The sequence below is a fragment of the Nostoc paludosum FACHB-159 genome (genome assembly GCF_014698835.1).
Lineage (GTDB): Bacteria > Cyanobacteriota > Cyanobacteriia > Cyanobacteriales > Nostocaceae > Nostoc > Nostoc paludosum.
The window spans coordinates 159,405-184,282 of record NZ_JACJTU010000013.1; the positions used below are offsets into that span (position 1 = coordinate 159,405).

General features: G+C 43.6%; 15 protein-coding genes. 5 read left to right on the forward strand and 10 right to left on the reverse strand.

Features of this window, described 5'->3' with window-relative positions; genetic code table 11:
• The first annotated feature begins 133 nt into the window (after window positions 1–133).
• The 3 genes from H6H03_RS15785 to H6H03_RS15795 all read left to right on the forward strand — a co-directional run bounded on the left by H6H03_RS15785 (window position 134) and on the right by H6H03_RS15795 (window position 7,241).
• The gene (locus H6H03_RS15785) at window positions 134–2,857 is read left to right on the forward strand and encodes a TIGR03936 family radical SAM-associated protein (protein ID WP_190956028.1); all 2,724 of its coding nucleotides are present in this window, start codon (window positions 134–136) and stop codon (window positions 2,855–2,857) included.
• Window positions 2,858–4,452: 1,595 nt separating this feature from the next.
• Complete coding sequence (locus tag H6H03_RS15790) at window positions 4,453–6,555, forward strand: Rne/Rng family ribonuclease (protein ID WP_190956029.1); 2,103 nt, start codon at window positions 4,453–4,455, stop codon at window positions 6,553–6,555.
• 8 nt (window positions 6,556–6,563) lie between these two features.
• Entirely contained in the window at window positions 6,564–7,241 is a 678-nt protein-coding gene (locus H6H03_RS15795; protein ID WP_190956030.1) for a ribonuclease HII, read from the forward strand.
• An 8-nt stretch (window positions 7,242–7,249) separates the two neighbouring features.
• On the opposite strand, the gene H6H03_RS15800 is transcribed toward H6H03_RS15795, so the two are convergent.
• Window positions 7,250–7,837, reverse strand: a complete 588-nt coding sequence (locus H6H03_RS15800; RefSeq protein WP_190956031.1) for a DUF1997 domain-containing protein — start codon at window positions 7,835–7,837, stop codon at window positions 7,250–7,252.
• A gap of 628 nt (window positions 7,838–8,465) precedes the next feature.
• On the opposite strand from H6H03_RS15800, the gene pheA reads away from it, so the two are divergent.
• Window positions 8,466–9,338, forward strand: coding sequence for a prephenate dehydratase (pheA, locus tag H6H03_RS15805; protein WP_190956032.1), 873 nt, complete (start codon window positions 8,466–8,468; stop codon window positions 9,336–9,338).
• A 71-nt stretch (window positions 9,339–9,409) separates the two neighbouring features.
• Here pheA and H6H03_RS15810 read toward each other — a convergent pair whose 3' ends face one another.
• The 9 genes from H6H03_RS15810 to H6H03_RS15850 all read right to left on the reverse strand — a co-directional run bounded on the left by H6H03_RS15810 (window position 9,410) and on the right by H6H03_RS15850 (window position 19,360).
• The gene (locus H6H03_RS15810) at window positions 9,410–10,057 is read right to left on the reverse strand and encodes an LON peptidase substrate-binding domain-containing protein (protein ID WP_190956033.1); all 648 of its coding nucleotides are present in this window, start codon (window positions 10,055–10,057) and stop codon (window positions 9,410–9,412) included.
• A 246-nt stretch (window positions 10,058–10,303) separates the two neighbouring features.
• On the reverse strand, window positions 10,304–10,621 hold the full coding sequence (rpsJ, locus tag H6H03_RS15815) for a 30S ribosomal protein S10 (protein ID WP_008232935.1): 318 nt from the start codon (window positions 10,619–10,621) through the stop codon (window positions 10,304–10,306).
• Window positions 10,622–10,782: 161 nt separating this feature from the next.
• Window positions 10,783–12,012: an elongation factor Tu gene (gene tuf / locus H6H03_RS15820; RefSeq protein WP_190956034.1), complete on the reverse strand. Its 1,230-nt coding sequence runs from the start codon at window positions 12,010–12,012 to the stop codon at window positions 10,783–10,785.
• Between the two features lie 22 nt (window positions 12,013–12,034).
• On the reverse strand, window positions 12,035–14,113 hold the full coding sequence (gene fusA, locus H6H03_RS15825; RefSeq protein ID WP_190956035.1) for an elongation factor G: 2,079 nt from the start codon (window positions 14,111–14,113) through the stop codon (window positions 12,035–12,037).
• A gap of 137 nt (window positions 14,114–14,250) precedes the next feature.
• Window positions 14,251–14,721, reverse strand: coding sequence for a 30S ribosomal protein S7 (gene rpsG / locus H6H03_RS15830; protein WP_073641192.1), 471 nt, complete (start codon window positions 14,719–14,721; stop codon window positions 14,251–14,253).
• Window positions 14,722–15,252: 531 nt separating this feature from the next.
• Window positions 15,253–15,636, reverse strand: coding sequence for a 30S ribosomal protein S12 (gene rpsL / locus H6H03_RS15835; protein ID WP_012410236.1), 384 nt, complete (start codon window positions 15,634–15,636; stop codon window positions 15,253–15,255).
• A gap of 111 nt (window positions 15,637–15,747) precedes the next feature.
• Window positions 15,748–16,074, reverse strand: coding sequence for a HesB/IscA family protein (locus H6H03_RS15840; protein WP_190956036.1), 327 nt, complete (start codon window positions 16,072–16,074; stop codon window positions 15,748–15,750).
• A 472-nt stretch (window positions 16,075–16,546) separates the two neighbouring features.
• Window positions 16,547–16,966 (reverse strand): cupin domain-containing protein, encoded by a 420-nt coding sequence (locus tag H6H03_RS15845; protein ID WP_190956037.1) that lies wholly within the window; start codon window positions 16,964–16,966, stop codon window positions 16,547–16,549.
• 345 nt (window positions 16,967–17,311) lie between these two features.
• On the reverse strand, window positions 17,312–19,360 hold the full coding sequence (locus tag H6H03_RS15850; protein ID WP_190956038.1) for a phosphodiester glycosidase family protein: 2,049 nt from the start codon (window positions 19,358–19,360) through the stop codon (window positions 17,312–17,314).
• A 755-nt stretch (window positions 19,361–20,115) separates the two neighbouring features.
• Between H6H03_RS15850 and gltB the strand changes: the two genes are divergently transcribed.
• The gene (gene gltB / locus H6H03_RS15855; RefSeq protein ID WP_190956039.1) at window positions 20,116–24,831 is read left to right on the forward strand and encodes a glutamate synthase large subunit; all 4,716 of its coding nucleotides are present in this window, start codon (window positions 20,116–20,118) and stop codon (window positions 24,829–24,831) included.
• The last annotated feature ends 47 nt before the right edge of the window (window positions 24,832–24,878 follow it).

Sequence of the window (24,878 nt, forward strand, 5' to 3'; positions counted from 1 at the left end):
GCAAAGTTTAGGTGAGGAGCGGACTTTATGTAAAGGAGTTATAAGTTGTAACGATAAATTTTGTTGAAAGACCTAATTCGATGCTAAGGTTGGGTTTTAGTAACTGTAATTAAGGTAGCTCGAAGATAGCATAGTGGCTGTTGCAGTTGAAAAGCTAATAACATCGGATATTTTAAAACCAGGGCGTTACTTGGGTAACGAGCGCTTAGCAGTACACAAACCTTGGGAAACGACAACAATACGCTGGGTTTTAACCTACCCAGAAGTCTATGAAGTCGGTGCATCGAATTTAGGGCACATCATTTTATATAACATTTTGAATGCCCAAAAGAGTCAGTTGTGCGATCGCGCCTACTTACCAGGACAAGATCTATCAGCCAAACTACGGGAAACTAATACACCGTTATTTGCGGTAGAGTCAAAGCGATCGCTCACAGAATTCGACATTTTAGGCTTTAGCCTCAGTTACGAACTGGGTGCAACTAATATCCTAGAAATGTTGGATTTAGCGGGAATTCCTTTAACGTGGCGAGAAAGAAGAGACGCGGAAACGCCGGGACACAGGGACAGGGAGAACAAAGAAAATATCACCGCGTCTCCCCATCCCCGCGTCGCCGCGTTCTCTCCTTACCCGTTAATTTTTGCTGGGGGACAGACAGCGACATCAAATCCTGAGCCTTACGCTGACTTCTTCGACTTTTTCGCTCTTGGAGACGGAGAAGAATTACTGCCAGAGATTGGTTTGGTATTAGAAGAAGGCAAAAAAGCTCTTTTGAGTCGGGAAGAATTGTTACTAGACTTGGCACAGATCCCAGGCGTATATGTCCCTCAGTTTTACGAGATGGCAAATGATGGCTCAGTTCATCCTCTGCGTCCAGATGTTCCTAAACGAATTCTACGAAGAGTTGCAACCCCCATCCCAGCATATTCTATTGGCTTGGTTCCCTACGTAGAAACAGTACATGACCGCTTGACCATTGAAATTCGCCGTGGTTGCACTCGTGGCTGTCGCTTCTGTCAACCAGGAATGCTGACTAGACCAGCACGGGATGTAGAACCGGATAAAGTGGTAGAAGCAATTGAACAAGGGATGCGGGCAACCGGTTACAATGAGTTTTCCTTGCTTTCCTTGAGTTGTTCTGATTATTTATCCCTACCAGCGGTGGGGATGGAAATTAAAAATCGCTTAAGAAATGAAAACATTTCTCTGACTCTACCCAGCCAAAGAGTAGATAGATTTGATGAAAATATTGCCAATATCCTTGGAGGTACGCGGCAAAGTGGACTGACCTTTGCTCCAGAAGCTGGAACTCAGCGGATGCGAGACATCGTGAATAAAGGTTTGACCAATGAAGAATTGTTGCGGGGAGTGAAAACCGCTTGGGAGCAAGGTTGGGATAAAATTAAGCTCTATTTTATGATTGGCTTGCCAGGTGAGACAGATGCTGATGTCTTGGGAATTGCTGAAACAGTAAGTTGGCTACAGCGTGAATGTCGGGGCAAAGGCAGAAAACCCCTAAACTTTAATTTGACAATTTCTAACTTTACCCCCAAGCCCCACACGCCATTTCAGTGGCATTCAGTTTCTACCACTGAATTTAAGCGCAAACAAAACCTGCTGCGGCAAGAATTCCGTCGGATAAAGGGAGCAAAGGCAAATTTTACCGATGTCCGGATTTCGGCAATGGAAGATTTTATTGGACGGGGCGATCGCACTTTGGGCAAAGTACTGCGTCGCGCCTGGGAACTGGGTGCAGGTATGGATTCCTGGTATGACAATTTAGATAAAGCTTTTACTGCTTGGGAAGATGCGATCGCCCAAGCCGGTCTAGATTGGAAATATCGCCAAATTGAAAACGGCGAATGGAATTTATTTCACGCAGAGGCGCAGAGGCGCACAGGAGCAGAGGAGGAAATAATAACTCCTTACTCAACACTCAACACTCACCACTCCCTCGATGCCGCCCTCCCTTGGGATCATATAGATACCGGAATTGACAAAAAGTGGCTCAAAGAAGACTTGGAACGCGCTCTAACAGCCGCAATTGTACCTGATTGCTCCTTTGAAGGTTGTTCTCACTGCGGTGTTTGTGGCACTGATTTTGGTCACAATATCGTCATTGAACCACCTGCTGTGCCAAAATTCGCTGGTGAATTTGTCCCCAACACCACTAGAACACAACGAATACGAGTTTGGTTTGGTAAACAAGGTAACATGGCTTTGGTGAGCCATCTCGATTTAATGCGTTTGTTTGACCGAGTTGTGCGGCGAGCAGGCTTGCCAATTGCCTTTACTGGAGGATTTCATCCAATGCCGCGAATTTCTCTAGCCACTGCTTTGGCTTTAGGAGCTACCAGCAGCGGTGAAATTGCGGATTTTGAGTTAACAATGCCCGTGGCAATTGATACTTTTAAAGAACAACTAGCTAGAGAAATGCCCACAGACATACCTATATATAATGTGGCGCAAATCGATTTAAAAGCGAAAGCTGCTAGCCAACTGTTGGAAGCCGCAGAGTATTTGATGACTGTAGGAACATCAAATGAAGTGACACCTGCACAATGGCAAAACTGGATTGATAGCATTAAAGCCAAAGACGAACTCTGGTACGAGCAAATAACCAAGTCAGGCAAAAGCCAGTTAATAAATCTGCGCGATCGCTTGTTTGAATTGGAATTGGTAGAAACCGACAAGAACACGGCAGAATGTATATCTGTTATTCGTTATGTAGGTAGCTACCGCCAAGATGGTTGGCTCTTACGTCCAGAACAAATTGTGTTTATGTTAGAGGCAGTAGCTAATGTAGAATTTCAAATCCTACACATCCACCGCAATCGCCTAGTTTTAGGGGTATAATCCCTCTATGGCAACTTGCTAGTAGTTGTCATAAGATGGCACATCATAGGAATTGATTTTTAGCAAGGTTGCGTTAGAATGAGATGAAGAGAAATTTTCTGGCGCTGCATTGAATTAGCTGGTTCACTACCCTCGGATTAAGGGGGCGAAAGCAAAGATTTTAGAGTGCAACTTCTAGGATTTTATCCCAGACAAACTGAGGCAGATTAAAGAACACACACTCTCTCTATAGCTACCTTGTGAATCAGTAACGAACAGCAGGCTCGGTTAGGTTCTCTAACTCCATGCTTTTTAAACAACTGCTGAATGTCTAATCCACAGTAGTGCCTAACAGCCAGTGCGTTACTCTTGTAGAGTTGTACTCCTTTGGAGAACTCGCTATGAAACCAACTGCTGTCGGCTATGCCGACTTATAGACGCTCACAGACGCGCAAAGCCAAAGCGCAGTTTGCCCTAGGCCAGAGCAACTTCAGGTAGAGTAGCGACTGGTGTTGCTGAATATAACCCTAAGGATAAATCTGGGGAATGGAAAATAGAAGTAGTTTTTTTTTGTTAACGACTTCAGTAGGTTACTCTCAAATCAAATATCCTGAGTTAAAAGTTGACTCAGGATTTAGTACTTTCAACTCAGAACTCTCTTTCAAAGAGAGTATTACATCAGAAATCAACCACGGACGGTTGATTTAATTGCTTAAACAATATGAATATGCAGCCGATCTGGAATAATCAAGCGTGTGAAAGCTCTTAAGAGTATCAATAGCTATTTAACTGAGAAGCTCAGGTTGACTTCCGATTTTCAATTTTTAGATTTTGCGTACTCCTAGGTCGAAGCAAGCTACGCGTAGCGTGTCGGAGACAAAAGTTGAGTCAGTTGCTTGGGTGAGTTTTTGCATTTTTACACTGGCATTTAAGCGGAGGAAACCTCCGATTAAAGCTTTTCAAGACAGATTTTGGATTGTTTTTTCGTTCATACCCACCTTTTTGGGTGGGAACTAATCTTAAATCATCAATCTAAAATCCTTAAGCTTGTTACCCTTGTGGTCTGTTTCAATTCAAAAGACGCTCCTACGTCGCTCTAAGCGTACCCCTATGGGGAAGCAAGCTACGCCTAGCGTCTCGTAGAGAACCTATGCCGTTGGCAAGCCTCTCGAAGAGAAGGCTTTACGCTACGCTATCGTAAATCTAAAATCCACAATTGCTTGACGATTGTTATTACCAGTAGCGTCTTTTTAGGCTCACAGGAATAAAAGGTATAATATCGAACTGGAATTACACTGAAAATGAAAACTGATGCAAAGACCAGACATTTGCTAATAAAGAGTTTCCCTACTTGTTTGCCTTTAGCGTTTTTGTTCCCTCATTCGCGTTAGCGTCTCCCCAGAGAAGAGGGTTCCCCCAACGTAGGGTAGCAACTGTCGTGTCAAAAGAAGTTTGAGCTAAGGCTAAAGAGTTCTTCCTTTGGAGTACCAACGATAGCTGTAACATTGTCTCAAAAGGCACAGCGATGCAAGGACTTTTCATTTAGAAGTAATTAACCGGACTTGATACAACAAACCTCTAGACCTGCTAGTGCTGCCAATTTTTGAGGAAATTGAATGCCAAAACAAATTATTATCGCGGAGCAGCACCAAATTGCTGCGGTTTTTTCTGAAGATCAGATACAGGAACTGGTTGTTGCTACTGGTCATCATCAAATAGGTGATATCTACTTAGGAGTAGTAGAAAACGTATTACCTGGAATAGATGCAGCTTTTGTTAATATTGGCGATCCGGAACGCAACGGCTTTATTCACGTCACGGACTTGGGGCCATTAAAGCTAAAGCGTACCGCAGCAGCAATCACAGAATTATTAGCACCACAACAGAAGGTGTTGGTGCAAGTGATGAAAGAGCCAACGGGGACAAAAGGGCCGAGGCTTACAGGTAATATCACCTTACCCGGACGTTATGTGGTACTGATGCCCTATGGCAGAGGCGTAAATTTATCCCGGCGGATTAAAAGTGAAAGCGAGCGCAACCGCTTGCGGGCGCTAGCGATTTTGATTAAACCGGCGGGAATGGGTTTGCTGGTGCGTACAGAAGCAGAAGGCAAACCAGAAGAAGCGATTATGGAAGATTTAGAAGTGCTGCAAAAGCAATGGGAGGCAATCCAACAGGAAGCCCATTCCACCCGCGCCCCAGCACTACTCAACCGGGACGATGATTTTATTCAGCGCGTATTGCGAGATATGTACGGCGCAGATGTGAATCGGATCGTTGTGGATTCCAGCACTGGTTTGAAGCGAGTTAAGCAGTATTTACAGAACTGGAGTGGAGGCCAAACACCTCAAGGGCTGTTAATCGATCATCATCGCGATCGCTCACCAATTTTAGAGTATTTCCGGATTAACGCCGCCATCCGAGAAGCCCTGAAACCAAGGGTAGACCTACCTTCTGGAGGTTACATTATCATTCAGCCGACTGAGGCATTAACAGTAATTGATGTTAACTCAGGTTCGTTTACGCGATCGGCAACAGCCAGAGAAACGGTTTTGTGGACAAACTGTGAAGCAGCAACAGAAATTGCTCGGCAATTGCGTCTGCGAAATATTGCCGGGGTGATTGTCGTTGATTTTATTGATATGGAATCGCGACGCGACCAACTGCAAGTTCTGGAACACTTTAATAAAGCACTCAAAGCAGACAAAGCTCGTCCCCAGATTGCTCAACTAACTGAACTAGGTTTAGTAGAACTGACTCGCAAGCGTCAGGGTCAAAATATTTACGAATTGTTTGGTGAAACTTGCCCCACCTGTGGCGGTTTAGGACATACCGTGCGTCTGCCGGGAGAAATCGAAAATCGATTCCCCACACCAACAGAAATGCCAGAGCGTGAGCGTTTTGTTTCTCCTTTACCTCACAGAGAGCCGCGTCAGCCATCTGCCCGCATCCCAGAACCACGAGAAACCTATGATGGATTTGGGGAACCATTTGATGGCGATTCAGAATTGAGTAATCTTAATCTAATCAATCATCCAAGTTATCAAGAACTGAACGATAATAAGCGTCGTACCCGAACTCGTCGGAGTCGCATTGGTGGTATTAACGGATTAAATGGGAAAGATGAAGCCCGGAGTGGCACTAATCCACTTGCTTTTGTCAACGAGCCAGACTTAGACCTTGACGGTGAACCAGAACTGGGAGTAATGCCAGAAATTCCCTCACCTACCCTTGGTAAGCCAGGTTGGAGTGAAAGAATAGAGCGCACTAAAATTACCAAAGCAGAGCCAGTCAAACCAGTGGTAGAACCACCAGAAATTAGGACTGTAGAAATGACACTCCAAGAACAGGATATGTTTGCCTTAATGGGAATCTCTCCTTTGGTGAAATTGGAGCAAGAAGTTAAAAATCCCAAGTCTGTGATTATTAACGTGATTCAGCCCGGCCAACTGCCAACGCCGCCAACTGAATCGATCCCAGAACCAATTACCGCTCAAAGGGCAACATCTGAACTTACTCCAAGCAGAATACCGATACCGAAAGTTATTGAGCCAGAACAAAAATCCTCAATCCAAGAGATAATCCAAGATACAGCTGAACCATCAGAGTTTACTGACAGCCCTTCGACACCTGTGGCAAACGTAGATGAAAGTGATGCAAGTAGCACCACAGCCAACCGTCGCCGCCGTCGTCGTTCCTCGGCGCTCGACGACAATTAATTTGCCTTATGGTAGAAACACAGCAAACTGCTGCTAATTGTTCCCCAGCAATTCTGGAAGAATCCAGTTGGCTGGAGTTTTCTACCTTGTCAGGGATTTCGGGGTTAGTTGCAGGTGTGGATGAAGTAGGGCGAGGCGCTTTATTTGGCCCTGTGGTGGCCGCAGCCGTAATCCTGCCAGATTATGCTTTGCCAGAACTAATGGCAGCTAAAATTAAAGACAGTAAAAAATTGTCTAGTCAAAGAAGAACTCAGCTAGCACAACAAATTTGGGGACTGGCTGTAGATTGGAAAATTGGGTTTGCTTCCACTGCCGAAATTGACAAGATAAATATTTTGCAAGCGACGCTGTTAGCAATGAAGCGGGCTGTACTAAAGTTAAAAGTACAGCCTACACTCTGCTTAGTTGATGGCAATCAGTCAATTCAAGATCTTTTATTGGCCCAACAAACAATAGTCAAAGGAGACGAGCGCTCGCTTGCTATTGCCTCTGCCAGTATTGTCGCCAAGGTTTGGCGTGACGAGCTAATAATGCGTTTAGCATCAAAATACCCAATGTACAACTTAGAGTGTAACAAGGGTTATGGTAGCCAGCAGCATCTGCTGGCTCTGCAACAATACGGCCCATCGCCACTACATCGCAAGTCTTTTCGTCCTTGCCAAATCAAAGTACTGGATAGTGAATGATGCAATAATTACTCAGGGTTTAACATTGGCAGTTTACTACTGTCGCCGTTAATTCCTTGATTTTTCGTTTGTGATATTACCCAGTGGCGATAATCTGCCAAAAGTTGATGTAATAGCCTTTGCTTGACCGTCAACAGCACGCTTTTGAGCAAACCATTGCCAGTAGCCTCTAAAATTGGCTTGGGAGTCAGGGAAAATGGTGGTGGCAAATCTATTTGTACTTCTAAATCAGCTCTTCCTTGCAGGCGAGTACCTGTGCTTAACTCTTTGGGAGATAAATGCCCTTTTAAATTGAGAGCAAAGCGCTGATTAATATACTCGAAACCTAGAATTTCACAGCCTAGCGATCGCAAATAAATTATGTCATTTGATTCTACCCAAACTCTCATGTCTACAGTCGGTTGAATACTCAGTGACATAAAAGTCAGCGGACGCATTTTCAAGCGAAATATCTCTTCAGAAAGTTGCTGAATGCGGCTATTGTCAACCAATGCCTTAACCAGACGTTGAGGCTGACGTAAATAGTACTGAATCGGAATAGGCTCCTCTGGAACGGCTATTTCAACCGATTGGGACGCTGTAAACCGGATAGCCATGAGCGAATAAAAGTATATGTTTCTTAATTTTAATATTTTTTAACAACTTAAATCTGATTACAGAAAAGTAAAAATTTTATTTACCATCAAAATTATACTTGTTGATGAGGTATACGCGATCGCCAAAAAGTTGGTAAGCTCATTACTATCTTTTCTTAAAGAAAGTTTAGATTACGAATTAAGCATTGACAAAAAATTACAAATATGTAATCCAAAATCGGATAAGCTAATAAAATTTATCTTCAATCTTCAGATAAATTTAGGGAAAAATTGCCTGCAAATCCGACTATTAGAGAACTGCTATGCATAGCTTATTTAATTAAATTCATAATTCGATTTATTTGTATATGTATAAAAATATGGCATTGCTGAATCTAGGGATGATTTTTAACCTCACGCATTCGCCTTTAGCATTCCTGTAGGGTAGGCGCAAAAGCAAGGCAGCGCGGTCTTGGGGGTTTCCCCATGATGAGCAATTACCGCGCAAAGAATCTACCTTTAGCCTTCGTCAAAAATATTAATTCATCCCACATTTATGTAACGTCAAAAATATTTAGGATAAAATCCTTTTCTACTATTCCTTCTCGACACCTAGTTCTAGTGAAACTATCAACTCAAGGCTAATGGCATGATTATATCGATCGCACATTTAGGGCCACCCGGCACTTATTCAGAACAAGCAGCTGTTTTTTATGTCAACTGGCTGGGCAAAAGTACAGGAGTTGAAACTATTTTATGCCCCTATCCCAGCATCTCCCAATCGCTGCAAGCAGTTGCTAAAGGTCAAGCCCAGTTGGCTGTTGTGCCAGTGGAAAATTCTATTGAAGGGAGTGTGACCATGACGCTAGATACAGTGTGGCAGTTGGACAAGTTACAAATTCAGTTGGCCTTGATATTACCCATTGTGCATAATTTAATTTCCTGTGCCACTAGCTTAGATAGCATTCAAACTGTTTACTCTCATCCCCAAGCTTTGGCACAATGTCAGCTATGGTTAGAGCGGTTCCTCCCACGAGTACAGATTATTGCTAACAACTCTACAACCGAAGCACTAGGGCGATTGGAACAAGAGCCGACAACAGCAACTATCGCCTCTAGTAGAGCAGCTGATCTCTACAATCTGCCCATACTTGCCAGGGCTATTAACGATTATCCAGAAAACTTTACTCGTTTTTGGGTAGTAAGTCAGGGCCAACCAAACGCTGGATTTCAGAACGTTAGACCAAGTTGTAGTCACACTTCCCTAGCTTTTAGCGTACCTGCTAACATCCCAGGAGCGTTAGTCAAACCTTTGCAAATCTTTGCTCAGTTGGGAATTAACCTCAGCCGGATTGAATCTCGTCCCACAAAGCGATCGCTAGGTGAATATTTGTTTTTTATTGATGTAGAAGCAGACGCCAAAGAAACACAAATGCAATCTGCTTTAGCAGAATTAAGTAGCCACACAGAGATTCTCAGAATTTTGGGCACTTACAGTGTTTTACCAGTAAGCGTTGTTTAGTCATTTGTCAGTTGTCATTAGTTATTTGTTAATAAACAAATAACTAATGACCAATGACTAATAACTACTTATTATTTCTCATTAAATGTGTCTTTCAGAACAGCCCTAGCTGCCAAGTGATTGCGAGTAGAAGTTAAAATTTCTGCTTCACGCTCTAGACGAGTTGCAGTATCTTGCATCTCTAGCAATAACTGTTGTTCTGCGGCAACACCATAGAGGTTACTAGCTACCCAATAAGATAGCTCTATTGGGAGGTCGGGCAAATCTTCTGGTAACTCAATATTTTGTTCGGTTAGTTTAGCTGACAGACGTACAACATCCCGCAGTAGTTGTTCTACTTCTGAAGCCAAAGGCCGCAAATCTTTAGTCGGTGGGTGGTCTTCAATCCACTCTACTAAACCAACACGGTATGGCTTTTCACGAACATATTCTAATACACGAAATCTTTGCTGCCCCAAGGTCAACATTTTCATCCGATCGTCTGGCAGCCGCTGATGATGAACAATTTCGGCACAGCAGCCAGTGTTTGCAATTGTACCTTTAACTGGATCGAACATTAAAACACCGAACCTGCGATCGCTCTCCAAAATCGTGTTCATCATGATCCGGTAGCGAAATTCAAAGATGTGCAGGGGCAATGGTCTGGTAGGAAACAGAACTACTTCGGGTAACGGGAACAGAGGTAGTTCGCGGACTGCAATTTTAGAAGATGATGTCATTGTTACCTTGGTATAAACTTAATCTTTAAAATATGTTTTTCTCTGCTTTTCCCGTAATTTGTTTACATTCTACCATTTGTTTTAGGGCTAAATAAAAAGCCCTGAGATATATTTCTTCAGGGCAAGGTAAATATTCATACTGATATCATTATTTCTGTCTTACAAAGTCTAAGCAAAGGAAACCTCCCGTCAGACTTTGTGCTTTGTTAGTCGTATTTTGCCTATTGACCAATGACTAATGACTAATTAAAGTTTGACTTCGATATCTACACCGGATGGTAAATCCAATTTCATCAAAGCATCAATAGTTTTAGAAGATGGCTGGTAGATGTCAATAATCCGGCGATGAGTACGGGTTTCAAAGTGTTCGCGTGAATCTTTATCTACGTGAGGCGATCGCAGCACACAGTAGATTCGGCGTTTTGTTGGTAAAGGAATAGGGCCGATCGCTGTAGCATTGGTGCGGTTAGCTGTATCTACAATCTTCTCGCAAGATGTATCTAATAAACGACGGTCAAAAGCTTGTAAGCGAATTCTAATTTTCTGCTGCTGTAGAGTTGCCATCTTTAATTTTCCAGGTTCTGCGTAATTAGGGGAGTAGTAAATGGGGAGTGGTGAGTAAGGAGTATCTTTTTTTCTACTCCCTACTTTTTTGAATTCAGGGAATAGAAAGGAGCAGAGTGGGATTATACCATCTCTGCTCCTTTGTTATGAGCAAAAAGGTGCTATTTGAGAATTTTGGAGACGACACCAGCACCGATGGTGCGACCACCTTCGCGAATAGCGAAGCGCATTCCTTGTTCAATAGCGATCGGGTTGATCAATTCTACTGTCATTTTGATGCGATCGCCTGGCATCACCATTTCTGCCTCGCCACCATCATCAGATGTGAAGGTTTTAATGGTGCCAGTTACATCGGTTGTCCGTACATAGAACTGGGGACGGTAGCCAGAGAAAAATGGAGTCTTACGACCGCCTTCTTTTTCTGTTAAAACGTATACTTCACCTTCAAATTGAGTGTGAGGTGTAATCGAACCAGGTTTGGCGATTACCATCCCGCGTTCAATATCAGCCTTTTGGATACCTCTGAGTAGTACGCCCGCGTTATCTCCAGCCATACCTTGGTCGAGACTCTTCTTGAACATCTCAATACCAGTTACGGTGGTGGCGCGAGTATCTCTGATACCCACTAGTTCAACGTTATCGCCGACTTTAACTACACCCCGCTCAATCCGACCGGTCGCAACAGTACCACGACCAGTGATGGAGAATACGTCTTCTACAGCCATCAGGAAGGGCTTGTCAACATCCCGTTCGGGGGTGGGAATGTAAGAATCTACAGCATCCATTAGTTCGTAGATTTTGTCTACCCACTTATTTTCTCCGCGTTGGGTCTTGGGATTCTTGGTCATTGCTTCTAGAGCTTGCAGACCAGAGCCTTTGATGATGGGGATGTCATCGCCAGGGAAATCGTAGCTGGAAAGCAATTCCCGCAGTTCCAGTTCTACTAGTTCCAAAAGTTCTTCGTCATCCATCAAGTCTTCTTTGTTCAAGAAGACAACCAGACTAGGAACGCCTACCTGTTTTGCCAGCAGGATGTGTTCGCGGGTTTGGGGCATAGGACCATCGGTAGCAGCAACTACAAGAATGCCACCATCCATTTGCGCTGCGCCAGTGATCATGTTTTTCACATAGTCAGCGTGCCCGGGACAGTCTACGTGAGCATAGTGCCGATTTGCGGTTTCATACTCTACGTGAGCGGTATTGATGGTAATACCCCGTGCCTTTTCTTCTGGCGCGTTATCAATTTGGTCGTAGCCCTTAGCTACAGCTTGGCCCATAGCTGCCAAGGTCATTGTGATGGCTGCTGTCAAGGTAGTTTTACCGTGGTCAACGTGGCCAACTGTACCGATATTAATATGGGGTTTAGTCCTTTCAAACTTTGCGCGTGCCATGAATCCTCGTTTCCTTTTTTAATTAAGCGTTCCCTTTGCTTTTTGCGATGATAGTTTCAGCTACGCTGCGAGGCACCTCTTCGTAGTGGCTGAACTCCATCGTGAAGATACCACGACCTTGGGTCTTCGACCGGATATCAGTAGCGTAGCCGAACATGGTCGCCAGTGGAACTTTAGATGCCACTTTCGAGAGTCCTTGTTCAGTACTTTGGCTTTCAATCTGCCCGCGACGGGAGATGAGGTCGCCAATGACGTTCCCCATAAAGTCTTCAGGAACTTCCACTTCAACTTTCATCATAGGCTCTAATAGTACTGGTGAAGCTTTAAGCACAGCTTCTTTCATTGCCATTGAGCCAGCAATTTTGAAAGCCATTTCTGAAGAGTCTACATCGTGGTATGACCCATCAACCAGCGTGGCTTTGACATCAATCAACGGATATCCAGCCAGAACACCCGATTCGCAGCTTTCTTTCATTCCTTGTTCTGCGGGGCCAATGTACTCTTTAGGTACGACACCGCCAACAATTTTGGAGACGAACTCAAAGCCGCTGCCTGGTTCTCCTGGTTCTAAATCGATCACAACGTGACCGTATTGACCTTTACCACCGCTTTGGCGGATGAATTTACCTTCAACCTTAGTTACATGCTTACGAATTGTTTCGCGGTAAGCTACTTGCGGCGCACCAACATTCGCTTCCACTTTGAATTCGCGTAACATCCGGTCTACCAGAATTTCTAGGTGTAGTTCTCCCATCCCAGCAATTACGGTTTGGTTGGTTTCTGGGTCGACGCTGACGCGGAAGGTTGGGTCTTCTTCTGAGAGAGATTGCAGAGCCTTGGACAGTTTGTCCATATCGTTCTTGGTTTTGGGTTCAACCGCTACCGAGATTACAGGTTCAGGAATGAATAGAGATTCCAGAATTACTGGCGAACCATCATCACAGATCGTGTCACCTGTCAAGGTATCTTTCAATCCCAGGGCTGCTCCCAAATCACCCGCACGCAATTCTTCGACATCTTGCCGATCATCTGCCTTCATGAGAACTAAGCGGGAAATCCGTTCTTTTTTATTCTTAGTAGCGTTGAGAACGTAGCTACCCTTTTTCAGCACACCAGAATAAACGCGAACAAATGTCAGACGCCCGTAAGGGTCAGCCATAATCTTGAATGCCAGAGCCGATAACGGTTCGTTGTCGTCAGCCCGCCGCTCAACAGTATCCCCATTCGGCAGTATGCCTTGAATTGGCGGAACTTCACTTGGTGCAGGTAGGTAATCTACAACTGCGTCAAGCATTAACTGTACGCCTTTATTTTTAAATGCCGAGCCACAAAGTACTGGCACAATCGTACCCGCAATTGTACCTGTACGTAGAGCAGTACGAATTTCGTCTTCTGTAAGTTCTTCACCCTCGAAGTACTTAGTCATCAGATCGTCATTGGTTTCTGCTACGGCTTCTATAAGCTTGGTACGGTATTCTTCTACCTGCTTTTGCAAGTCGGCGGGGATATCCGTTTCTTGGATATCAGTTCCTTGGTCATTGTTATAGATGTAGGCACGCAACCGTACCAGGTCAATAATACCTTTGAAGTCGTTTTCGCTACCAATTGGTAGTTGAATGGCGATCGCATTTGCCCGCAGCCGATCGCGCATTTGCTCGTGAACTTTATAAAAGTTCGCTCCTGTGCGATCCATTTTGTTGATGAAGGCGATTCGAGGTACTTTGTAGCGGTCTGCTTGTCGCCAAACTGTTTCTGACTGTGGTTGTACGCCACCCACAGAACAAAATACCGCGATTACACCATCCAACACGCGCATGGAACGCTCAACTTCAATTGTGAAGTCTACGTGACCCGGAGTATCGATAATGTTAATTTGATGATCTTTCCAGCTGGTACTAATAGCAGCAGCAGTGATGGTAATTCCCCGCTCACGCTCCTGCTCCATCCAGTCTGTGACGGCAGTTCCTTCATGAACTTCGCCAATCTTATGAATTATCCCAGAGTAAAATAATATTCTCTCTGTTGTTGTTGTTTTGCCCGCATCTATATGCGCCGCAATACCGATGTTGCGTACTTTCTCTAGCGGGATCGTGCGTGCCACAATTACCTCCTATAGTTTTGGCCTCATGATATCTTGTATATTACTCTTTGTTAAGATTCTATACTTTTACGGAAAACCGTCTTTTTTGTAAATCTCACGATATACCGCTTGAGGAATACGATATATCGATTTTTTACCTAATAACGATAATGTGCAAATGCTTTGTTAGCTTCCGCCATCCGGTGCGTTTCTTCGCGCTTGCGAATTGCATTTCCGGTTTCATTAGCAGCATCCATTAACTCATTTGCCAGTTTGCTTGCCATTGTGCGCCCTGGTCGAGAGCGAGAAAATTGCACCAGCCAACGTAGTGCTAGGGTAGTACCCCGTTCCGAACGCACTTCCATTGGTACTTGGTAAGTTGCTCCGCCGACACGCCGAGCCTTGACTTCTACTAGAGGCGTAGCATTCCGCACCGCTCTTTCAAAAGTTTCTAAAGCATTATTGCCAGTGCGTTCCTCAATGGTTTTTAATGCATCATAAACAATTCTGGCGGCAAGCGATTTCTTGCCATGACGCATGATCCGCCTGATAATCATGCTCACAAGGCGACTGTTATATACTGAGTCAGACGGAACTGGGCGCCTTTGAATAACACCACGACGAGACATACTTCACCTTTAATTCGGATTTGGCAACGAAATTATATGCTATCAGACACCGGAAACTAAAAGCGGTGGAACCCAACCCTCAGACTTCCTCAATTTTTTTCGAGCGTTACAGATGCCAATTTTGGATTTTGGATTTTGGATTAAAAATTTTCGTTAATATGCCCTTAACCTTATGGTTGGAACAAATCAAAAATCAAGAGTCTGTTGATCTCATTCTCTTGGAAACTCGATAAATCTAAAATCGCAAATCTAAAATCTAAAATTGCTTGACTTGCTAAGAGCAACTGAATACTCAAGGCGACAAGATTCTAAACCTTAATGTCTGAATGAGAATTCTGTTATTTTTACAGTATTTTCCTCAGAATTTCTACACTTGCTCGCTGAGTGTAGGGTGTAGGTTGTTTGATTGCTTCAAACAAATAAAATAGTTTTCATCACTGCTGCAAGAACACTCATTGGCGATCGCTTTTTGTCTTGGAGCCTTTCTAGGGCAGACGATTAATCGTTTTTAGTGCGATTAATCGCCTAATCCTATTTTTTGGCTTCTTTTGGACGTTTTGTTCCATATTTGGAACGACCTTGCTTGCGGTCTTTGACTCCGGCTGTATCTAAGGTGCCACGGATGATGTGGTATCTCACGCCTGGTAAATCCTTAACCCGGCCGCCACGAATCATAACAACTGAGTGTTCTTGTAAGTTGTGACCAATCCCTGGAATGTAAGCTGTAACTTCAAACCCAGAGGTAAGTCTTACTCTTGCTACTTTGCGGAGAGCTGAGTTAGGCTTTTTTGGTGTGGTCGTATATACTCTGGTACAAACTCCCCGACGTTGGGGACATTGTTTCAGAGCAGGGGACTTGGTTTTCTGACGCGCTTGTTCGCGTTCATTACGTATTAGCTGCTGTATTGTTGGCATGAGTTACAGCGCGTAAAGCTGCTTAGGGTCTAAGTTTTAACAAATCCTGATTATATCTTTTTTTAGGGGTTGATGTCAATTGTCATTTGTCCTTACGTTCTTAGTAAATGACTAATTACTGATGGAGAAGGAATTACCACAAGTACAGGTAGCGATCGCTTGGGGATTATGAAAACGAAAACCACCACCCATCAAGTCTTCTGAATAATCTACTGTCAAACCGTTGAGTTGATTTAAACTTTCGGCGTCTACGATTACTTGAATCTCGTCGAAGTCAAAAACGCGATCGCCAACTTTTATTGCTTCATCGAAGGACATATCATAAAAAAAACCGGAACAGCCACCTGGTTTTACAGCTAATCGAAACAAGACATTTGGCTGTTGCTTGGACTTAATTCGCACGATTTCACTCGCGGCTGCTTGACTCAGATGAATCATGAAATTCGTTTTTGCAACTGAATAATCTATAGTTTATTCTACAGATTGGTTGACCAATGCTTTTCTATCATATGCTGCGCCTGACTTAAGTCTATGTAAAAATACGCTTAAATTCAAATCACATCAAACTCAATTTATACCGCCAAATCTCATCTTCCAAGGACAAATGAAGATTTTTTGGACTTGTGATTTTAAATATTTGTCTCTCCAGTTAACAAGCAATTTTATTTCTGAGGTTGGGACTATCTGCGTATTTGCTTTATGAGATGAAGATTATGAATTTTAACTTCACTTAATATTTCCCCAACAGAGCGATCGCTCTTACTACATATTACTATATTTATATGATTAACATAATTCAGTCCCCGCCAAGTTGAGGCGAGGACTTATGGTGTGCAGTAGTTACTAGAGAGAATTTGCACAAAAATGTATTCAGTTTTGAATTTAGAGCTTTTATAGCGCTCTTTTGGTTCTAATCTTTGGTACGAGCATAATCATCTTGGTAGCGAATTATATCGTCTTCACCTAAATACTCACCATTTTGCACTTCAATTAAAACCAAAGGAATCACGCCAGGATTCTCTAAACGATGAGCTGTACATTGAGGTACATAAGTTGACTCATTATTACTCAATAATACTTCTTTCTCACCACAAACTACCCTAGCTGTACCAGAGACGACAATCCAGTGCTCGCTGCGGTGATGATGCATTTGTAAACTTAGGCGATGTCCAGGCTTAACTTCGATCCGCTTGATTTTGTATCCGCGTCCTTCTTCCAAGACTGTAAAAGCACCCCAAGGACGTAACTCAGTTGCAGCAATACTTTTGGAACTAATAGCTGTAGGTATGTGTAGAGCCTCAGTCTGTGTAATTTCTTGGTATCGAGCCATAGTAACCTCATTTGAAGACATAACAAACCGTGGGTACTCTTAAAATATTGATGAACAATTCTGGTGTTATCTTGCAACCTGAAAAACCAGAATTTTATTGCACTTTGCTAAAGATAACAAAATCACTCCCTATGGTGTAAACAGTCACTGACTAAAACTTTTAGGTCTACACTAACTCTTCATTAAGCAAAATGGCAGCTTGTTCTAAACTTTAAACAAGGGGCTGAGGAATAGAGAATAAAGAATAAGATTAATTTTAATTAATTAAAATTAATTAAAAATATTATTTTCAATCCCAAATACTTAATCCCCTGTTTCAAATACACAATCTCCAGTGCCAATTCCTCATTTTTGCAGGAAAATACCGATGCCATTATGCACGCGAGCAGCTGTACTCGGAAAACGGTCAAGTAGTTGTCCTCCTAAATAAAGACTAGTGGAACTACCACCGTCTAAATTTAGAGCGTTTGCACAGCCCATTTGTTGCAGTAATTGGGCGTGTTCTGCCAATGTAGGGCCATAACCACCAACACGATTATGGACGGCAGTTATCATTAGTGTCCCTGTTGGTGTTGTGCAAATACCACTACGAATAGCTTTTTCTGCAATAAAGGCATTGCTGAATTTCTCGGCTTTAGCATCAAGGACAATTTGACGATTTTGAATTAATAGCGGCCCTGCTCCGATAATGTGGGGATAACGATTAAAATCGGCGGTAGTAGTGGTACTGGAAATGCTGAGTGTGGTACCAATAGGGAACTGTGAGGCACTAGCAGTAGCGCTGGCGCGTAAGGTTAGTAGGTAGCCATCCAGGGGAATAGGAATCGTCTGCTCACCAACTTTGCCGCCTGGTAGTTGATTAGTAATTTGGTCTTTTTGTACCACTAAAATGATTTCATTGTCTGTTAGAGGTGTGTAAGTTGCTCCCCAAGCAGGGGTGTAACGAGCAATACCACTCTGGACGTAGCCACTATTGAGAAATAGGATTGGTAGGCGTTGGTTATTTGCAGCGATCGCAGTTTCTTCTAAGGTGAGGCGACCGAAGTAAAATTGACCAGAATTATTCCAAGCGATCGCACCTCGGTTGAGAATGGGGCCTGATAACCACTGACCATCTCGGCGAATCGCACCCAAGGGCAATTTGTTATTGCGGTTAAAATAACCACCGTTAATTCCAGCTACCGCTAAGTAGCGTTGTGCTGTTTGAATTAAGGGAGCAGTACCAATAAGTGTATTAGAACTAACCCACATAGGTTTTAACGTTAGCCCAACTGTGCGGGGATTAACTTCTAACCAAACCACCGGGAAGCGTTCTGTGCCCAAGCTAATATAATGCTGTCGCCAGCGCAATCCTGGCGCCCAAGTAATATCTCGCTCTTCTAAAGGATCGGGTCGAATGTCGATAATTAGGCGATGGGGGTCTGCTACAGTACTAACTTGGGGTGATAAACCAAAGGGAACGCTCAAGCGAATAATGGTTTGATTCTTCACCACTTCTACTTTTTGAATTAATGGTTCTGGGGCTCGTACTGGTGGTGTGCTTGGCGATAATTGTTTGAGTAGATCTGGCAGTGATGTTGGTGGCGCTACTGGTGGTGGCTGGGGAGTATAGCGTTGTATTAAAACGGGATCGGCTATTGCATCCAGGGTAACCGTCCACTCACGATTTGGTGGTGTGGTAGATTTTGGTGGTGGTGTGTCTGGATCGGGGGATGAAGTGGGAATTGTTTTAACAGTCGATCCTTGTGCAACTTGCCAGGGAGTTGGACGATTTAAATCGACAAGAATTCGAGTTGGTTGCAAAGGAGTAACACTGGCGTCTGAAGGTTGCTGGTTTTGAACAATGTTCGTTACTTGGGCTTTTGGGGTGGCGATCGCTAAGGTATTACCATTGGCTTGGATTTGCCATCCGGCTGTTTGAGCAAAATTAGTAATATCTAGATAGCGATATCCCTTTAGTAGAGTAGTGTTTAGAACTAATGGGTTGCTAACCGAAGAGAACCACTGTATTGGTTGCTTAGTCCAATTGCTACTGTTTAAAAAATTTACTCCAATTAATTGCCGGAATGCGCCGTCACTGATATGGGTTGTGATTTGATTGGCTGTTCCAGGTCGCTGTAACCAAGTTGCTGACAAGGTACGCCCGTTGAGGGAAATTTGATTGCCAAAGGAAGGCGATCGCACCGCTGGTAATGGAGATCTCGGCGTCTGTGAAGTTAACCTTGGTATTTGGTTATCATTTTTTAGAAGCTCCTGGGCGTTAACATAGGTAGTAGCTAAGCACATCACTGTCAAAACTATTGGTGAGATAGTAGCTTGCATCAACCTGGTATTCCCAATCAGCGACATCACACTGGAGTATTGTTGTTGGCAACAATTCGGCATTTTTACCATAATTTACTAGGCATTTTTCAAAACGATCGCTCAAGGTATAAACTAACTAATTATTTGCAAATATAAAAAACATCAGTTTTTTTGCGAAGAAATATGATAATCTATATATTGGATTTTTATCTCTTGTAAACAGAAACAGCAATTGAGCCGCTTAAAGGACTGTAAGCAAGTGTTCTAACTGGCACTAATAGCGATCGCACTATACACGGTAGTGTTAATTATCAAAACTGGATTAAGATATTCAATCCTCATTGTTCGTTGCGACTGTTGCTACTTCAGTGGGGTGTAAATACTAGTGGAACAGGTGGCAACTGGTGAAGAGAAATTTTTGGGAATTGTCAAATGGGTATATATTGTAATACGCTGATTTTATTGCTCAATCGGGATAGTTTTGATTTTCAAACCTAGTGCAGCGTTCCATTATTGTGTATCAGGTGAGCCAAAGGAGGCTCCCAAAGTAAGTAGCTAGTGTGCATCTGGAAAGAGGGAATTGAGAAAATACTTAGCTTCACAATATATAGTGAGAAAATGTCAGGACAATAAAAATGTCTTGGCTAAAATAGCTTGTCTAATAAAAGCATAAATACATAAAAATTACGTAAAAATTTTAACACGGGTTAGCTAAAAAGTAAAACCGAAGTTAAAATTTTTTTTCCCTAAATTTCCAGTGTTGATGTATTTCTGCATCGCTAAATTGAAAAATTTTTCTCATAAGTAGTGGCAAAATTGGTAACTCAATAGTTCAGGTACATGGTATGAATAATAAATCGATGAATCAAGACCAAAAAATCACGGCGGATATTGACTCAAGGAATACCAGCCAAGGGCAAAGATGGTTAGTAGAGGAACGAGATGCCTGTGGTGTAGGTTTCATTGCTCATCGACAAAATCATCCCAGCCACGAAATTGTCGAAAAAGGTTTAGCTGCTTTAACCTGCCTAGAACATCGGGGAGGTTGTAGTGCTGACCAAGACTCTGGTGATGGTGCAGGAGTGTTGACAGCAATTCCCTGGGAGTTGTTTCAACAAGAGTTTTCCCAAACTGAAAAGGAATTTTCATCCACCAACAATACAGCGGTGGGGATGATATTCTTACCACAAGACAAAGAAGCAGCACAAAAAGCCAGGGCAGCAGTTGAGCAAGTAGCTGTTGAAGAAAAATTGATTGTCCTGGGGTGGCGAGTGGTGCCAGTGCAACCTAGTTTATTAGGGGTGCAAGCCAGAGAAAATCAACCCCAAATTGAACAAGTTTTATTAGCTTCTGTTGACAAAACAGGCGAGGATTTGGAACGGCAGTTGTATCTTACCCGCCGCCGAATTAGTAAACTTGCAAATGATATTTCAGAAGAGTTCTATATTTGCTCGTTATCAAGCCGGACAATTGTCTACAAAGGCATGGTGCGTTCTGCTGTATTGGGAGAATTTTATCAAGATTTAAAAAATCCACTTTACAAAAGTGCCTTTGCTGTCTACCATCGTCGCTTCAGCACTAATACGATGCCCAAGTGGCCGCTAGCTCAACCAATGCGGCTTTTGGGTCACAATGGTGAAATCAACACCTTGTTGGGTAATATCAACTGGATGATGGCGCGTGAGGCCGATCTAAATCATCCAGTATGGAGTAAGGGTGCAGGTTCTTTGGAACAAACTCGCATCAACGAACTCAAGCCATTAGTTCACATTGACAACAGCGACTCAGCTACTTTAGATAATGTGCTGGAATTGCTGGTGCGTTCGGGACGCAGCCCTTTGGAAGCTTTAATGATTATGGTTCCAGAGGCTTACAAAAATCAGCCTTCTTTAAATGAATATCCAGAAATTGTTGATTTTTACGAATATTACAGCGGTCTACAAGAAGCATGGGACGGCCCAGCACTTTTAGTATTTAGTGATGGTCAAAAAGTTGGGGCGACGCTAGATCGGAATGGATTAAGACCAGCCCGTTACGTAATTACCGAAGATGACTACATTGTTGTAGCTTCTGAAGCAGGAGTAGTGGACTTCCCAGAAGCCAAGATTAGAGAGAAAGGTAGACTAGGACCGGGGCAAATGATTGCTGTGGACTTAGTAAATCATGAAGTGCTAAAAAATTGGGATATAAAGGCGCGTATCGCTAAAGAGCATCCCTATGGAAAATGGCTGCAACAGTACCGTCAAGAATTAAAATCATTGGTCATTAGTCATACATCATCAGCCAATGGAAATGGAAATGACCAAGGACAATTGACAATTGACAAACGAAGCTTACTTCAGCTTCAAACTGCTTTTGGTTACACCACAGAAGATGTGGAAATGGTGATTCAACCAATGGCGATCGCAGGTTCAGAACCAACTTTCTGTATGGGAGATGATATTCCCCTAGCAGTATTGTCAGAAAAGCCCCACCTACTTTATGACTACTTCAAACAGCGCTTTGCTCAGGTAACCAACCCAGCCATCGATCCCCTACGGGAAAAGCTGGTGATGTCCTTGAAAGTCGAGTTGGGCGAACGCGGTAACTTATTAGAACCAAAGCCAGAATATGCTCGGAGATTGAGACTTGAGTCGCCGGTGTTGAACGAAACAGAATTAGAGGCGATTAAGCTGTCAGGATTTGCCACAGCCGAGTTATCGACTTTATTTGCGATCGCTAACGGCCCAGAAGGATTAAAAGCCGCTGTCGAGGCTTTACAAGCACAAGCGGCTGAATCAGTGCGGGCAGGCGCAAAGATTTTAATCTTAAGCGACCAGATCCCTTCAGCCTCACTTAATAACATGGGGATCGATACAGAATACACTTACATTCCTCCCCTGTTAGCAGTCGGTGCCGTCCATCACCACCTGATTCGGGAAGGGTTGCGAATGAAAACATCCCTGATTGCCAATACTGCCCAATGTTGGAGTACTCATCACTTTGCTTGTCTGATTGGCTATGGCGCTGGTGCGGTCTGTCCGTATATGGCTTTGGACACAGTGCGTGATTGGTGGTCAGATCCCAAAACTCAAAAGTTGATGGGTTTGGAGAAAATTCCAAGCATCACTCTAGACCAAGCTTTAGGAAATTATCGCAAAGCAGTAGAGTCAGGTTTATTGAAAATTCTCTCCAAAATGGGAATTTCTTTACTCTCCAGCTATCAAGCAGCCCAAATTTTTGAAGCGATCGGTATCGGTAGGGATTTAATCGACCTGGGATTTTGTGGTACAACTTCCCGGATTGGTGGTTTGAGTGTGAGCGAACTCGCCTTGGAAGTGCTTTCTTTCCACAGCAAAGCTTTCCCGGAACTGACAACCAACAAATTAGAAAACTTGGGCTTTGTGCAGTACCGTCCTAAGGGCGAGTACCACATGAATAGCCCAGAAATGGTGAAGGCACTGCATAAAGCTCTAGATGGCAAAAACTACGACCACTATGAAGTTTACAAACAGCACCTCCAAGGCAGACCGATAACGGCGTTGCGCGATTTGCTTGACTTCCAAGGCGATCGAGAGCCAATTCCCTTAGAAGAAGTAGAATCAGTAGCTGAAATTGTCCAGCGCTTCTGTACTGGCGGCATGTCTTTAGGTGCTTTGTCAAGAGAAGCACATGAAACTTTAGCGATCGCCATGAACCGCATCGGCGGTAAATCTAATTCTGGCGAAGGCGGCGAAGATCCAGTGCGCTATACAGTCCTAGATGATGTAGATGAATCTGGACACTCACCAACTTTGCCCCATTTAAAAGGATTGCGAAATGGCGATCGCGCTTATAGTGCCATTAAGCAAGTTGCATCGGGACGCTTTGGTGTCACCCCAGAGTATTTAGTCAACGCCAAACAAATTGAAATTAAAATTGCCCAAGGTGCTAAGCCAGGGGAAGGTGGACAACTACCAGGGCCGAAGGTGAGCGAATACATAGCCATGTTAAGGCGCTCTAAGCCTGGTGTAACGCTGATTTCGCCGCCACCGCATCATGATATTTATTCCATTGAAGACTTAGCCCAGCTGATTTTTGACCTACACCAAATTAACGCGAAAGCAAAAGTGTCAGTGAAGCTAGTTGCAGAAGTCGGTATTGGAACCATCGCTGCGGGTGTAGCCAAGGCAAATGCTGATATTATCCAAATTTCTGGTCATGATGGTGGTACCGGTGCATCGCCACTTAGTTCCATTAAACATGCAGGTTCGCCTTGGGAACTCGGTTTAAGTGAAGTGCATCGCGTTTTGATGGAAAATAGTTTGCGCGATCGCGTGATTTTACGAGTAGATGGCGGTCTTAAGAGTGGTTGGGATGTGGTAATAGGTGCATTGATGGGCGCTGAAGAATTCGGTTTCGGCTCCATTGCCATGATTGCTGAAGGCTGCATTATGGCGCGTATCTGCCACACAAATAACTGCCCTGTGGGAGTGGCTTCTCAAAAAGAAGAACTCCGCAAGCGGTTTACAGGGATTCCAGAACAAGTTGTCAACTTCTTCTACTTCATTGCCGAAGAAGTCCGGAGTTTGTTAGCACGACTCGGTTACCGTTCTTTGTCAGAAATTATCGGACGTGCAGATTTATTGAAAGTGCGCCCAGAAGTAAAACTTACCAAAACCCAATCCCTAAATCTCAACTGTTTGCTGCAACTACCGGACACCAGAGAAAATCGTCACTGGTTAGTGCATGAAGAAGTCCACAGCAACGGCGTGGTTTTGGATGACAAATTGCTTGCCGATCCCGACATTCAAGCTGCCATCAAAAACCAATCTAGTGTTACCAAGGCCTTCCCCATAGTCAATACTGACAGAACAGTAGGTACTAGATTAGCAGGGGCGATCGCTTCCCAGTACGGTGATAGCGGCTTTGAAGGACAAATTAATCTCAAATTCACAGGTAGTGTTGGACAAAGCTTTGGGGCTTTCAACCTCCCAGGCATCATTCTCACCCTGGAAGGAGAGGCAAACGACTACGTAGGCAAAGGAATGCATGGCGGTGAAATCATCATCAAGCCTCCATCTGATGCCACTTATAATTCATCGCAAAACGTTATAGTTGGCAATACCTGTCTTTATGGTGCCACTGGTGGTGTGTTATTTGCCAACGGTTTAGCAGGAGAGCGCTTTGCTGTGAGAAACTCCAAAGGCGTAGCAGTTATTGAAGGTGCCGGGGATCACTGCTGTGAGTATATGACTGGTGGTGTGATTGTCGTTCTTGGTAAAGTAGGACGTAACGTCGCTGCTGGAATGACTGGTGGACTCGCATACTTTTTAGATGAAGATGGTTCATTCCCTGAGCTAGTCAACCCAGAAATTGTCAAAATGCAGCGAGTAATTACCCAAGTAGGTACAAAACAATTGCAAGAGTTAATCAAAACTCATGCAGAACGAACTGGTTCACCAAAAGCGAAGAAAATTTTGCAAAACTGGCAAGAATTTTTGCCGAAATTCTGGCAGTTGGTTCCGCCTTCTGAAGCTGATAGCCCAGAAGCCGATCCCGAAAAAACAACTGAGTTCAGTTTAGTAACTAGTAGTCATTGACAAACAAGTAAAATCCCCGACTTTTTAAAAAAGTCGGGGATCTGCTG

Coding starts and splice junctions, on each gene's coding strand:
- pheA (WP_190956032.1), top strand. CDS start 8,466: ATGATTATATCGATCGCACATTTAGGGCCACCCGGCACTTATTCAGAA.
- H6H03_RS15800 (WP_190956031.1), bottom strand. CDS start 7,837: ATGGCTATCCGGTTTACAGCGTCCCAATCGGTTGAAATAGCCGTTCCA.
- H6H03_RS15845 (WP_190956037.1), bottom strand. CDS start 16,966: ATGGCTCGATACCAAGAAATTACACAGACTGAGGCTCTACACATACCT.
- H6H03_RS15795 (WP_190956030.1), top strand. CDS start 6,564: ATGGTAGAAACACAGCAAACTGCTGCTAATTGTTCCCCAGCAATTCTG.
- rpsG (WP_073641192.1), bottom strand. CDS start 14,721: ATGTCTCGTCGTGGTGTTATTCAAAGGCGCCCAGTTCCGTCTGACTCA.
- rpsL (WP_012410236.1), bottom strand. CDS start 15,636: ATGCCAACAATACAGCAGCTAATACGTAATGAACGCGAACAAGCGCGT.
- rpsJ (WP_008232935.1), bottom strand. CDS start 10,621: ATGGCAACTCTACAGCAGCAGAAAATTAGAATTCGCTTACAAGCTTTT.
- H6H03_RS15840 (WP_190956036.1), bottom strand. CDS start 16,074: ATGATTCATCTGAGTCAAGCAGCCGCGAGTGAAATCGTGCGAATTAAG.
- H6H03_RS15850 (WP_190956038.1), bottom strand. CDS start 19,360: ATGGTAAAAATGCCGAATTGTTGCCAACAACAATACTCCAGTGTGATG.
- H6H03_RS15810 (WP_190956033.1), bottom strand. CDS start 10,057: ATGACATCATCTTCTAAAATTGCAGTCCGCGAACTACCTCTGTTCCCG.
- H6H03_RS15790 (WP_190956029.1), top strand. CDS start 4,453: ATGCCAAAACAAATTATTATCGCGGAGCAGCACCAAATTGCTGCGGTT.
- gltB (WP_190956039.1), top strand. CDS start 20,116: ATGAATAATAAATCGATGAATCAAGACCAAAAAATCACGGCGGATATT.
- tuf (WP_190956034.1), bottom strand. CDS start 12,012: ATGGCACGCGCAAAGTTTGAAAGGACTAAACCCCATATTAATATCGGT.